We start from the raw sequence: 13,195 nt of genomic DNA, 5'->3' as shown, positions 1-13,195 counted from the left end.
ATGCCTGTCAGTAGAGAACGGAAATGTCAGCGGCGGTCAGCTCACTGGCCGGCTGGTCCAGGGCAATCTGGCCGTCCTGAATACCGATGATGCGGGTACAGTGCGCCAGAGCCATCTCCACATCGTGCAGGGCAACAATACTGGTGGTGAATTGATTGGTAAGCATGGTCATCACCTGCTGGGCCATTGGCCCGTCCAGGGCGGAAATGGGCTCATCGGCCAACAGCGTTGGCGCCTGCCGATAGAGTGCCCGCGCAATGGCGACCCGTTGCCGTTGGCCGCCAGACAGTGCTGCCGCCGGAATCCAGAGTTTTTCTGGTATACCCAGTTCGGTCAGTAACGCCCGGATGGCGTCTTTGTCCCGCCGGAACGGACGGATCAGCGTAAGCGTGTTGTACCAGGTGGCATGCTGGTCCAGTTGCCCCATAAACACATTGTGGAAGACAGGAAGGGCGTTGACCAATCCCAGACCCTGGGGAACGAGTGAAGCCTTGCCTTCGAGCCGGTCATAAAGTAAGCGGATAAGCGTGGATTTGCCGGCACCACTTTTGCCAACCAGACCAACGTGTTCCCCTTCATTGATTCGGAAGGAGAGCGGGCCGATAACCCGCTCTCCATCGAAACTGGCGGTCAGGCCATGGAAATCAAAGCCTGACATCAATCGAGAATTCCGATGTTTTCCGCTGTTGCACGAATGGGCTCGTAGTCGTCATTGGACGCCGGAATGAAGCCGGAGCGGGGGAAGCTCTCCAGCAAGGCAGGATCGTCCAGCTTCAGCAGGGCTTCGGTGACCTTCTGCTTGAAGCCATCACCAAAACGCTCGTCGACATCGCCACGGATGGTCCACTGATAATCCGGGTAGGAAGGCGTTTTCCAGATTACCTGAACGGAATCAGTATCGATGTTGCCGTTTTCCAGTTCTTTTTCCCAAACCTGGAAGTTCAGGGCGCCCACTTCATAGGTTCCGGCCTCGACCAGGCGAAGGGTACGGGTATGGTTGCCACTGAATCCAACCCGGGAGAACAGGGAATCGGGCGCTTCATTAAAGACATCCCGAATGTAGAACTCCGGCATCAGGCGGCCCGAGGTCGAACCTTTTGAACCGAAGGTAAAGGTTTTGCCGCGCAGCTCGTCTTCCAGCTCATCCAGACTGTTGGCCGGCTGAATTCCAGTGCTGGTATTGGCGATAAAGTAGGTCTCGAAGGCTTCGTCTTCAACGCCTTGGGCAATGGCTTCGGAACCCGGAACCAGTCGGCGGGCCTGAACACCAGACAAGCCCCCAAACCACGCCAGTTGTACCTGGTTATTGCGGAAGGCAGAGACTGCAGCGGCGTAGGATTTCACCGGGATGTAACGCACCTCAACATCCAGCTGCTCCTGAAGATAGTCAGCCACGCCGCGAAAGCGCTCGACCAGTTTGGTTTCATCTTCATCCGGAATGGCGGTGAACACGAAAGTGTCTGCCTGAACGGTGGTTGCGGCTGCCAGTGAGAGCAAGCCCGTCGCCAGCCATTTTCTGAGGTTGCTGATTGCCATCATGAATCATTCCTTTGCGAGGTGGGGTTTGGTGAAAAACGTTGCCATGTACTTGAAAACCCAGTCAGGATAACGTGATTTCCGTCAAGTCTGAACCGGTATACGAGGGAAGGCTTTACCTGGCGCAGTGCCACATGCAGAATTTTTCAAAAACAGAACAAGTGACCGCCATGCGATTGACCATAGTAACTCCAGCCGGCCCGGATTCGAAAGCAGGTAATCGGGCCACCGCACTGCGTTGGCAGAGTCTGCTGGAAGCAGCCAGTCATCAGGTGGAAGTGGTGACAGAATACCAGCGCCAGGAAACGGACTGCCTGATTGCCCTGCACGCCTGGCGAAGTGCTGACGCGGTTAAGCGGTACCGGGAAACATGGCCCGAGAAACCTTTGATCGTGGTACTTACCGGCACAGACATATACCGCTTTCAGCACGAGTTTCCGGACATCACATGGGCCTCCATGGACGCCGCTGATCTGTTGATCGGGCTGCATGATCTGGTGGCCGAGGATATTCCCGAACGCTACCACGACAAATTGCTGTGCCTGCGGCAATCCGCGCCCAAGCCGTCAGTGGCGGGTAGCGCCCGGGCAGAAAAGGACCAGTTCCACGTTTGCGTTATTGGCCATCTGCGTGACGAAAAGGATTCTCTGCGTGCTGCCTGGGCCTGCTACCACCTTCCTGAGCAATCCCGCATTGTGGTTTCCTGCGCCGGCAAGGCCCACAACGAGGCGTGGCGGGAAAAGGCGCTGGAAGAAAGCCGGTCCAATCCCCGGTTTCATTATCTGGGTGAGTTGGACAAGCCAAAGCTGGAGCACCTGATGGCCGTGAGTAATCTTATGGTGATCAGTTCCATCATGGAGGGTGGGGCGAATGTGGTGTCGGAAGCCTGTCGGGCGGGCTTGCCGATTCTTGCCTCTGATATTCCCGGCAACCGTGGTTTGCTGGGCGATGACTATCCCGGCTGTTTTCCGGTTAAAGACGATAAAGCTCTGGCGAGCCTGATGTTACGTGCGGAAACCGACGCGGAATTCCTGGCGGAACTGCGAGCGAAGGTAAATGCCCTTGCGTCTGGATTTACCCCGGAGAGCGAACTGGAAAGCCTGGAACTCGCCCTGGTCAGATGCAAAAAAGGGTAGGCCGACGGGCCTACCCCTTATTTCAAGCCATGGGGTTGCGAGATAGGTTTCAGAGTACCTTTTTCGCTTCGGCAGACAACTCGCTGAACCCTTTCAGGCTCTTGAATGCTTCCAGCTTCTGCTTGTCCGCATCGCTGGGGTTGGCAATCTGCTCGATGGAGGTAATGCCAGCCTCTTTCATTTTCTTTGCGGTTGCCGGGCCAATGCCCTTCACGCGGGTAAGGTCAGACTTGTCTGCCGGCTTGGCCGATTTCTTCGGAGCTGCGGCCTTGGGCTTGGCAGTGCTCGTTTTCTTGGCGGCCGGCTTGGCAGCGGCGGTTTTCTTGGCCGGAGCCGCTTTCTTGGTACCACTGGCCTTCGAGGTTGATTCGCCGGACTTGGACACTGACTTGCCAGTTTCCTTTGAAGCGATACCCAGGCGCTCCAGCAATGCCGACTGCAGTTCGTGGAATTCATTCATGCGGCGCTCAAATTCGTCGTTAAAGCGCTTCATTTCACGATCACGCAGCTCATCCATGTCTTTCAGGAGCTTGCGTACCGGCTCCTGAACCTGGTTCTGCAGGTTGTCGAACTGCTTCAGTGCGTCGTTAATCAGCCCTTCGATCTGGGCGGATGTTTTCTCGAACTCTTTGTTTACTTTCTTGACGATCTTATCAACGCTTGGCTTGGCTTTCTTTGCCATGGAGTGTCTCCTTACGGAAGGGAAGTGCGGGTGAAGTGAACGGGCATCAGGCCATTTGTCGCATACCGGAAGCGGGGCTCGACCCACGCCGGGATTTCAGGCTCTGTTTCTTGAGAACAACTTCTCTTATGCGCCGCAGTTTGTCAGAGAGCGGCGATTCATCTCGAGCATTTAGCTCAACAAAATCAAGTGAGTAGAAGAAGTTGCTACAGTGTTTTCGCTTTTCGGTAACCAGGCCGGTCAGGCCTTCGGCACGGATTTCTTCAAACGGCATATCCATAACAAGGTCGAGAACCACGGTATCTCCGGGTTCAAACAGCTTGTCCGTTTTCATCACGCAGCCGTAACTGTCGAGTTCATAAAGTCGCGCTTCAACGGTTTCCTTGCGAAAAATGCCGTGTCGGATTCGGAAACGCGCGACCAGGTCCGGTAGTTCTTCGTTCATGGAACGCTTGCTCTGCTATTGAGGTCGGCCAGATATATACTGAACATTAATTAAACAATAGACGGGCCAGAAACTTTTGGCAATGCCGTCAGCTATCTACCGCAGCCCGTTCATGGAAATAATCAGGATTTGGCCCCCTGTGCGGGGCCAAATCTGCCCATTACCGAGTTTTCAGCTCGTAAAGGTCAACACGTCGATCTTTCAGATTGGTGACAGAACCTTCGTTTCTGACCAGTTTGAGCTTTTCCAGATCCATGTCTGAAAACATGATCATTTCAGTGTTCGGTGTGGTTTCTGCCATCACTGCATCATGTGGGAATGCGAAATCCGACGGCGAGAATACCGAAGACTGGGCGTACTGAACATCCAGGTTTTCCACTTTCGGCAGGTTGCCCACGCTGCCGGTAATCACCACGTAGCACTCGTTTTCTATGGCCCGGGCCTGGGCACAATGGCGCACGCGCAAATAGCCGTTCTTGGTATCGGTCCAGAAGGGGACACAGATAATGTCCACATCCTGACTGGCGGCGATACGGCCCAGTTCCGGAAACTCAATGTCGTAGCAGATCATGATAGCGACACGGCCGGCATCGGTATCGAATACCTGGAATTTATCACCACCCTCAATAACCCAGTCGCGACGTTCGTGAGGGGTAATGTGGACCTTGCGCTGCTCGTCTACACGACCGTCACGGTGGCACAGGTATGAGACGTTGTAGACCCGGTCATCTTCAATCAGCGGCATGGAGCCGGTGATAATGTTGATATTATAACTGACGGCCATTTCCGACATTTCGTTGCGGAACTGTTCGGTAAAGCCTGCGAGGAACCGAATGGCACGGGTCTGATCCATCTGGTCGGTCAGCCCCATCAGCGGCGCGTTGAAAAATTCCGGGAACAGGGCAAAGTCGCTTTTATAATCCGACAGTGCGTCCACGAAGTACTCAACCTGCTTGAGCACCTCCTCCACCGAGGTGAATTCCCGCATCTGCCACTGCACCGCCCCCATGCGCACCTGGGTTTTTTTGACGTTGAGTACCGATGAGGGGGGCGTATAGAGAATGTTTCTCCATTCCAGCAACGTCGCATATCCGAGGGATTTCTGGTCCTCCGGCAGGTATTTGTGCATCAGCCGTGTAACCTGGAAATCGTTGGAAAGCTGGAACGTCAGGATCGGGTCGTAGATTTCCTTGCGATCAACGCGCTGAATGTATTCTTCCGGAGTGTATTGCTCGGCGTACTTGAAGTAGCTTGGAATCCGCCCGCCGGCGAGGATGGCCCGCAGGTTCATGGAACGACAGAGCTCTTTTCGTGCTTCATACAAACGACGCCCCAGTCGATAGCCCCGGTATTCGGGGTCTATAAAGACATCCAGGCCGTAAAGCGAATCGCCGTTGGGGTTGTGCCAGATTTTCTCGTTACGCAGAATCAGGTCGTCGTAGGCGTGAGGGTTGCTGAATCTTTCGTATTTCACGCATACCGTGAGCGCAACCGCCACCAACTGGCCGTTGTCTTCGATACAGATCTGGCCATCCGGAAACTGTTCTACCAGAGCCTTGATGGTTTCTTTTGGCCACGCGCCACCAATGTCGTCGTAAACCCGATCCATCAACTCTTGCAACTGGCCGTAGTCATCAAGGGTCAGGTTACGCAGATTCAGGTGGAGCTCTTCATGGGCCATAGGGTTCTCCCTGTCGTGTCTGGCGAATGTGCTGTGATCTCAGCATTCTAGCAAAGAGTGTTCAAGACTTCGCAGGATCTGCCGTTAGCAACTATGTTTCGACTACACTAACTGTTAAATGCAATTTGTTTTTGGCCCTGATTGGAGGCCGCCAGCGAGAACGATGTATACAGCGGCCATATCGAGACCATCGGCAGAGTGCTGAATGACAAGGTAACGCGTTTCCGGGTGTAATTCGTGCCGGCCAGGGATGGCCCGCTAGTCTTCGACACTCAGTAGCTCAACACGGCGCTCCAGGTTTTCCAGGGTTCGACGCCCGACATATCTGGATTCTTCACTAAGATATGGGTTCTCCAGCGTGATTATTGTGCGCCGATCAAGGCCCAGTGACGGTACGGCTCTACCAAACCAGTTTTTCAGATACACCGCGAAGCTGCCGTCCAGAATGGCTCGCTCCAGCCCCAGCTGCAGCCGTTGTGCGGTCTCGTGATCGTCCGGCGCCACAAAAAGGTAGGATGGCATGGCGTAGGCCAGCAGTATGTTAGGCTCGATCACCAGGTCGTCGGCTTTGTTATGCTCGAGGTCGAAAAGCACTTCGCTCACCCCGCGGGCATAACAGTCGAAGCGTTTGTTGCGCAGCATGCCAAACAGTATTTCATAGCGAGTATGGGTGATCACGGTAATGCCGTTAGCTTCGAGAATCGGGGTGTCTGGCCAGTGCGCGCCCTGGCCAATACGGATATCTCGCTTGCGCAGGTCGTCCAGGCTGGACACCCCCTCAAACAGGCTGAGCTGTTCCGGCAACACCATACATACTCTGAACCCGAGCAAGCCACCGTCCACAGGCACCGGAATGGCGTTGAGAAACGTTTCCCGTTCCTCTGACGTCGCCACGTTAGCAATATCCAGAATCCGGCTCTGAGGGTTAGCCAATTCCCTAAGGGCGCGCCCCTGGCTTATTTCTTCACTGCGGATAATCTGGAACTCACCGTACTCCGAGGTTTTGCGCAATGCGAGTTCAACCAGATTGCGAATGGCCGGGTTATCGTAGTTGCGGTACCAGAGTATGTAGTCTCGTGTGAGAGCCGATTCGGATTCGGACGCAGCCGTTGGCTGAACGTGAATGCACGCCGCAAGCGCCAGAACTGGCCAGAGGCGCGCTATCATTTTATTGAATGTGTACAACTGCGTGCCCTTTCCCTGTTATCCGGCTGCAAGCAACGGTAACGTTACAGACAATGGCTACAGCTTAGATCAGAAAGCGTTAATCGAAACGTACAGGTTTCAAAAAAACTGTAAAAGATTCTTGAAGTAGCCGTATCTGACTGTAAAGATCGCCTTTTCTGTACTTCAGGATATGGCTTTATGGCTCTTATTGATTCTCTGATTGGCACCGCCGGCCAATGGGTAAGCTCCAGTGACCCCAAGGCGACGCTGCTGCAACCGCTGGAATGGCTCAAGAAGACCGGCAGTTATGCCGCGGTTAACCGCATTATTGGCATGGCGATACCGTTCGCGCCCCGTAATCACTTCAGTGTTGAGGAGCTTCGCCCGGGCTACGTCAAAGCTCGCGTGCGCCTCAAGGGCAATAAAAACCACTTTGGTAGCCTGTATGCTGGGGCCTATTTCCTGGTGGCGGAGATTCCCGGTGGGGTGTTAACCCTTTTCGACCTTGGCCCTGCCTACACGCCAATCCTGAAGGAAATGACTCTGGAGTTTCTGCAGCCGGCCAATTCTGATGTGACCGTGGAATTTGAACTACCACCAGAGGCGGTGGCTGCCATCCTTGCCGATGCAGACGCCACCGGCAGGGCCAAATTCACTCTGGAAGGTATTCTGAGAGATGAAGAAGGCAACCACGTCGCCACCTCCATCGCCCATTATCGGGTGCGCAAGAAGGGTTTCAAGCCTCAGGATTGATAGAGCGTAGCGCCTGCAGGAAAGCGTCGCCATACTTTTCCAGCTTGGCGGCGCCCACGCCGCTGACCTCGGCCAGCTCCTCCAGGGTGGAAGGGCGGCGTTCAAGCATGTCGAAAAGGGTTGTGTCATGGAAGATCACGTAGGGCGGCACGCCCTGCTTGTCCGCCAGCTCTTTGCGGCAGGCCCGCAACGCATCCCACCCGGCGTGGTCGGTAATCTGGTCCCGCACGTTCTGGCCGCTCCGGCGGCTGGTTGATGACTTACCACCAGCGGTTTTGCGGACCACCGGGTCTTTCCGCAGTTCAATTGCCTGTGCGCCCTTGAGCAGGGGGCGGCATCGCTCGGTTAGCTGAAGCGCGCCATAGCCTTCCGGGTCTGCCCGCAGGTAGCCATTCGCCACCAGTTGCCGGAATACCGATTTCCATTCGTTCGCGGACAGTTCCTGACCGATACCATAGGTGGTGATCGCCTGGTGGCCGGATTGCAGGATTCGTTCATTCTCTGACCCGCGAAGTACATCAATGACATAGTTAACGCCAAAGCGCTGGCCGGTGCGGTAGACGCAGGAGAGGGCCTTCTGCACCGCCACCGTGCCATCCCAGGTTTCCGGAGGGTTCAGGCAGGTATCGCAGTTTCCGCAGGGAGCCTCCAGGTTGTCTCCAAAATAGTGCAACAACACTTGTCGCCGGCACTGGGTCACTTCGCACAGCCCAAGCATGGCATCCAGCTTCTGTCGCTCAACCCGCTTGAACTGATCGTTACCCTGAGAGGCCTCCAGCATCTGCCGGAGTTTGATGACATCCTGCAGGCCATAGACCATCCACGCGGTGGACGGTTTGCCATCCCGGCCCGCCCGGCCCGTTTCCTGGTAATAGGCTTCCAGGCTTTTGGGGAGGTCCAGGTGGGCGACAAAACGCACATCAGGTTTATCGATGCCCATGCCAAAGGCAATGGTTGCCACCACAATAACGCCATCTTCCCTGAGAAAACGATCCTGATTGCGGGCGCGGTCTTCAGCGCTTAGCCCGGCATGGTAGGGCAGTGCGGTATAGCCCTTGCTGCTCAGTAATCGGGCTGTGGCATCGACCTTGTTTCGGGACAAGCAATAGACAATACCGCAATCACCTTCATGCTCTGCTTTAATAAAGTCCAACAACTGCTTGTTTGCGTTGGTCTTTGGCGTAATCCGATACTGAATGTTGGGACGATCAAAGCCACTGATGAAATGCCGGGCGGTGGTCAGCGACAGCCGTTCCGCAATCTCTTTTCGCGTGCGCTCATCAGCGGTCGCTGTCAGTGCGATACGGGGGATGCCGGGAAATTCCTGGGCCAGCATGCTCAGTTGAAGGTAGTCGGACCGGAAATCGTGCCCCCACTGGGAGACGCAGTGAGCCTCGTCTATGGCAAACAACGACAGGGACGCGTTATGCAGCAGCTCAATGGTTCGCGGCTGAATCAGCCGTTCCGGAGCGCAATAGAGCAGGTCAAGCTCGCCGGTCGCCAGGGCGTATTCGGTGGCACGGGCCTGTTCGAAATCCATGGTGGAATTCAGGAACGCCGCTTTCACTCCAAGCTCCCGCAACGCCGCCACCTGATCCTGCATAAGCGCGATCAGCGGTGAGATAACAATAGCGGTGCCGGGCCGAACCAGAGCGGGCACCTGATAACATAGGGATTTACCACCCCCGGTGGGCATCAACACAAGGGCATCACCGCCGTTGACCACTTCCCGGACAATATCCCCCTGCAGTGGCCGAAAACTCTCGTAACCAAATACCTCGTGCAGAACCTGCTCCGGATTTCGGCCCGCAGCGGTGGGTGGTTCAGTGGCGAGTTGGTCGAAGTCCTGGTCCATGTACATTCAGTGGTCAGCTCGTGGCGGAGTGATTAAGCAGCGCGATTCTACCAGATCCTTCCGGATGTTTGGTCAACTGGCCATTCGGGTGGAGGCAAACCGGCAAGAGAAAGGATACAATAGCGCCCCTTTCGTACACTGTGATCAACGCTGCGAACAATAACAGGGCTTGCATGCAGGAATTTGACGCAATCCGTCCCTATTCGGATGAAGAGACCGCGCCAACCATCCAGAGGTTGGTTAACGACCGGGAATTCCTGGATATGGTTGGGCGGTTCAAGTCGCCAACCGTTGCAAAATGGGCGCCGGGCGTTCTGAGGATGTTTATTCGCCGCTGGCTGGTCGGCCATTTCGGGCATTACACCCGTGTAGATGATATGCAGGCCGGGGTTTCGAAATACGTCGGAGAACTGGTGGAAAATACCACCACCCGCGTCACCCTCAGTGGCCTGGAAAATCTCAGCAAGAACAGCGCCCATCTGTTTATTTCCAATCACCGGGACATTGTTTTTGACCCGATGGTGGTCAACTACCTGCTGTTCCAGAACGGCTTCCACACAACCCGGATTGCAATTGGCGACAACCTGCTCTCCAATCGGGTGTTTGCGGAAATGATGCGGCTGAACAAGAGTTTTGTGGTGCGCCGTAACATGACCAGCCCAAGGGAAATGCGCGATGCCTACCTCACGCTTTCCGGCTTCATCAATCACAGCATTGATACCAATCACAGCATCTGGATTGCTCAGCGCGAAGGCCGCGCGAAAGACGGCATTGACGCTACCGACCCGGCGATCATCAAGATGTTCTACATGAGCCGGAAAAAATCCGGGCTGGCGTTCGATGAAGCCATGAACCGTCTTCACATCGTGCCGGTATCTATTGCCTACGAATACGACCCCTGCGATGCCGACAAGGCCAAAGAACTGGAAGTGCGGGGCCGGACTGGCGCCTATCAGAAGGCCGAAGGCGAGGACACAGACCAGATCGTTAAAGGACTGACGGGCTATAAAGGCCACGTTCATGTCCATTTCGGGGCCCCGATTGCCGATTCACCGGACAACCCGAAAGCACTGGCCGCACGCATTGACCATGAAATGCACGCCAATTACCACCTGCACGCCTCCAATCTGGTGGCGTACCAGATGCGGGGAGTTCACCCGGATGCCCATGAGACTCCGGGCAGCGTGAGTGAGAGCGTGGTAACCGCCGAGACCTGGTCTCCGGCCGATATGGACGCTGCCACGGCAGAAATGGAGCGCCGGCTGGAGGCCTGCGAACCGGCGATCCGCCCTTATTTGCTGGATATGTATGCCAATCCGGTGGTCAATGCACTGGCCGCGAATAACAACGAGCAACCGCTGAACCCGACTACCGACTAAGTGTCATGCCCAGAGCATGGCCCCAATCTCCAGCGGGTGGGTTAGCGCCTTGTGGTGCGGATAGATGCGCAATCGCAGTGTTTGCAACCCCGGGTAGGGTGGCTGGATCCGGGTTTTGAACAGGGTCTTACCGTCTTTCTCTCCGCTGGCTTCCAGCACAAATGCGTCGGGCCCGGGGCCAGTGTGAGTGCCGGTGCACTCAGGCTCGACCAGGCATTCCACCCGTACATCATCGGGCGCCAGACCATTCAGCGCCACCGATACTTTCAGCTCCACGGATTCATCCCAGTGACAGCGATCTGACACGCAGCCGTCCACATGGATGGACACGCCGTTCCAGGCCTCGTGCACCCGGGCTTTCCACTCTGCCAGCTCCTGCGCCAGTGCGGCATTGTTGTCTCTCAACCGCGCGCCCTGCCGGGTGGCTGGCTGATAATAGTTGCGAACATAGTCCATCACCATACGCTGGGCATTGAACCGGGGCGTAATGGTTTTCATGGACGCTTTGGAACGGCTTACCCAGCCCTGGGAGTAGCCCTGTGAGGCTCGGTTGTAATAGAGCGGAATCACTTCCCGCTCCAGCAGGTCCAACAGGTCCCGGGCTTCCTCGCGGTTGCGAAATTCTACATCCAGTTCGGTGTCGCGCGGCGTAATCGCCCAGCCATTGGTTTCGTCGTAGCCTTCACCCCACCAGCCGTCCAGCACGCTCAGGTTCAGGGCACCATTAACGGCTGCTTTCTCACCAGAGGTGCCGCTGGCTTCCTTGGGGTATTCCGGCGTGTTGAGCCAGACATCAACACCGCTCAGCAGCCGGCGCGCCATGGCCTGATCATAATCCTCCAACAGAATAATGTGCCCCATCAGGTTGGACTGCATGGAGAGGTCGTGTATGACCTTGATCAGCTGTTGCCCGGGTTTGTCCTGGGGATGGGCCTTGCCGGCAAATACCAGCACAACCGGCTGCTCCGGATTGGTGAGCAGCCGTTCCAGGCGGGGCAGATCGGAGAAGATCAGCGTAGCTCGCTTGTAGGTAGCAAAGCGGCGGGCGAAGCCGACCACCAGCGCGTCATTTTCCGGCGATACCAGCCTGCGGGCCATCCGCTCAGTCACTGAATGGCCCGTGCCATTGCGCTTGTGCTGGCGTTTCAGGCGCCGCACGATGAACTCGGCCATCTGCTGTTTCAGGGCCTTGTGAACGCTCCAGTAATGGTAGTCCGGGATCTTGTCGATGAACTGCCAGAATGTCGGGTTTCTCAGTTCACTTTTCCAGGTTGGCGCCTGGATATCGAACAGACTTGCCCATTCCGGCGCCAGGAAAGTTGGTACATGAACACCATTGGTAATGTAGCCAAGAGGGTTCTCGGCCGCCGGTATCTGTGGCCAGATATCGCCTTCCATCCGAGCGGCTACACCGCCGTGAATCCGGCTTACGCCGTTATGAAACCGGGAGCCCCGAAGGCCGAGACTCGTCATATTGAAGCTTTGATCACCGTTTTTGCTGCCCAGCCCGAAAACGGCATCGAATTCCAGCCCGGAGTGGTCCAGGAAAGGCGACAGGAAGTGCTCCACCAGGTCGCGGGGGAAGATATCGTGGCCCGCCGGCACTGGAGTATGGGTGGTAAACAAGGTGCATCCGGCTACCGACTCAAGGGCGGCACCAAAAGACAGCCCTTCGGCCATGGCCATACGGCAACGTTCCAGTATCTGGAAGGCTGCGTGGCCCTCGTTGATATGCCACACCGTAGGCTGGATACCCAGGGCCGCCAGAACCCGGGTGCCTCCAATGCCAAGCAACATTTCCTGGCTGATGCGGGTGGCGGAGTCGCCGCCATAAAGCTGGAGTGTCAGCTCCCGGTCCTCATCGTTGTTTTCACCGGTGTTGGTGTCCAGCAGGTACAGGGAAATATGCCCGACCCGGGCCAGCCAAACCCGTGCATGCACTTCGCGCCCTGGGAAGGGCACAGAGACGGTCAGTGCATTGCCATCTACCTCTACCGGCGTGATTGGCAGCTCATCGCTGGAATGGCACTGATAACGGGCAATCTGGTGCCCTTGGGCATCAATGGTCTGAATGAAATAGCCCTGCTGATACAGTAGCCCAACGGCGACAAAGGGCAGCCCCAGGTCACTGGCCGCCTTGCAATGGTCACCAGCCAGTATGCCAAGGCCTCCGGAGTAGATCGGGAAACTCTCGTGAAACCCGAACTCGGCGCAAAAGTAGGCCACAAGGCTATCTTCAGGATTCAGGGCCTCCAGCACTTCGGTGCCGGGTTGGGATTCAAGATAAGCGTCGTAAGCGGACAATACTCGCCGGTATTCGGCGAGAAAGGCGCGGTCTTCCGATGCCTGATCGAGCCGGGCCTGGGCCACCCGTCGCAGGAACAGTTTCGGGTTGTGCTCCACTTTTTGCCAGAGACGGAGATCAATCCGCGCGAACAGGCTGCGCACGCCATGATCCCAGCTGTAGAACAGGTCATTGGCCAGCGTATCAAGTCGTTCCAGTGCTTCTGGTAGTCTGGGGCGGGCTTCCAGCCGGAATTCAGTTGCGGTGTGCATGGTGA

Annotated in this window: 11 protein-coding genes; 3 read left to right on the top strand and 8 right to left on the bottom strand. The window is 56.2% G+C overall.

All coding sequences use genetic code 11. The features are described from left to right. Positions 1 to 7 precede the first annotated feature (7 nt). Positions 8 to 658, bottom strand: coding sequence for an ATP-binding cassette domain-containing protein (locus ACSSVV_RS00130; protein ID WP_219193317.1), 651 nt, complete (start codon positions 656 to 658; stop codon positions 8 to 10). Further along, positions 658 to 1,536, bottom strand: a complete 879-nt coding sequence (locus ACSSVV_RS00125; RefSeq protein ID WP_454105534.1) for a putative selenate ABC transporter substrate-binding protein — start codon at positions 1,534 to 1,536, stop codon at positions 658 to 660. The genes ACSSVV_RS00130 and ACSSVV_RS00125 overlap by 1 nt, the downstream gene beginning before the upstream one ends. 170 nt (positions 1,537 to 1,706) lie before the next feature. Here ACSSVV_RS00125 and senB point away from each other — a divergent pair, with 170 nt between their 5' ends. Beyond that, entirely contained in the window at positions 1,707 to 2,672 is a 966-nt protein-coding gene (senB, locus tag ACSSVV_RS00120) for a selenoneine biosynthesis selenosugar synthase SenB (RefSeq protein WP_031210917.1), read from the top strand. A gap of 49 nt (positions 2,673 to 2,721) precedes the next feature. Here senB and ACSSVV_RS00115 read toward each other — a convergent pair whose 3' ends face one another. From ACSSVV_RS00115 to ACSSVV_RS00100, 4 genes are all read right to left on the bottom strand, one after another. Beyond that, a complete protein-coding gene (locus ACSSVV_RS00115; RefSeq protein WP_022991249.1) occupies positions 2,722 to 3,354 on the bottom strand; it encodes a helix-hairpin-helix domain-containing protein in 633 nt (210 codons plus the stop codon). Positions 3,355 to 3,400: 46 nt separating this feature from the next. Beyond that, the gene (locus tag ACSSVV_RS00110) at positions 3,401 to 3,799 is read right to left on the bottom strand and encodes a hypothetical protein (RefSeq protein ID WP_014421463.1); all 399 of its coding nucleotides are present in this window, start codon (positions 3,797 to 3,799) and stop codon (positions 3,401 to 3,403) included. Between the two features lie 160 nt (positions 3,800 to 3,959). After that, positions 3,960 to 5,480 (bottom strand): bifunctional GNAT family N-acetyltransferase/carbon-nitrogen hydrolase family protein, encoded by a 1,521-nt coding sequence (locus ACSSVV_RS00105; RefSeq protein ID WP_011784929.1) that lies wholly within the window; start codon positions 5,478 to 5,480, stop codon positions 3,960 to 3,962. A 258-nt stretch (positions 5,481 to 5,738) separates the two neighbouring features. Beyond that, complete coding sequence (locus ACSSVV_RS00100) at positions 5,739 to 6,665, bottom strand: hypothetical protein (protein ID WP_454105334.1); 927 nt, start codon at positions 6,663 to 6,665, stop codon at positions 5,739 to 5,741. A gap of 180 nt (positions 6,666 to 6,845) precedes the next feature. Between ACSSVV_RS00100 and ACSSVV_RS00095 the strand changes: the two genes are divergently transcribed. After that, on the top strand, positions 6,846 to 7,400 hold the full coding sequence (locus ACSSVV_RS00095) for a YiiD C-terminal domain-containing protein (protein ID WP_023010197.1): 555 nt from the start codon (positions 6,846 to 6,848) through the stop codon (positions 7,398 to 7,400). Here ACSSVV_RS00095 and recQ read toward each other — a convergent pair. After that, the gene (gene recQ / locus ACSSVV_RS00090) at positions 7,384 to 9,261 is read right to left on the bottom strand and encodes a DNA helicase RecQ (protein WP_454105333.1); all 1,878 of its coding nucleotides are present in this window, start codon (positions 9,259 to 9,261) and stop codon (positions 7,384 to 7,386) included. The two genes, ACSSVV_RS00095 and recQ, sit on opposite strands and share 17 nt — an antisense overlap. Before the next feature lie 167 nt (positions 9,262 to 9,428). Between recQ and ACSSVV_RS00085 the strand changes: the two genes are divergently transcribed. After that, complete coding sequence (locus ACSSVV_RS00085; RefSeq protein ID WP_454105332.1) at positions 9,429 to 10,634, top strand: lysophospholipid acyltransferase family protein; 1,206 nt, start codon at positions 9,429 to 9,431, stop codon at positions 10,632 to 10,634. A 3-nt stretch (positions 10,635 to 10,637) separates the two neighbouring features. On the opposite strand, the gene glgP is transcribed toward ACSSVV_RS00085, so the two are convergent. Then, on the bottom strand, positions 10,638 to 13,190 hold the full coding sequence (gene glgP / locus ACSSVV_RS00080) for an alpha-glucan family phosphorylase (protein ID WP_454105331.1): 2,553 nt from the start codon (positions 13,188 to 13,190) through the stop codon (positions 10,638 to 10,640). Positions 13,191 to 13,195: the final 5 nt, after the last annotated feature.

The sequence above is a fragment of the Marinobacter sp. MBR-105 genome (assembly GCF_053628895.1).
This window is presented reverse-complemented; position numbering and strand designations above follow the sequence as displayed.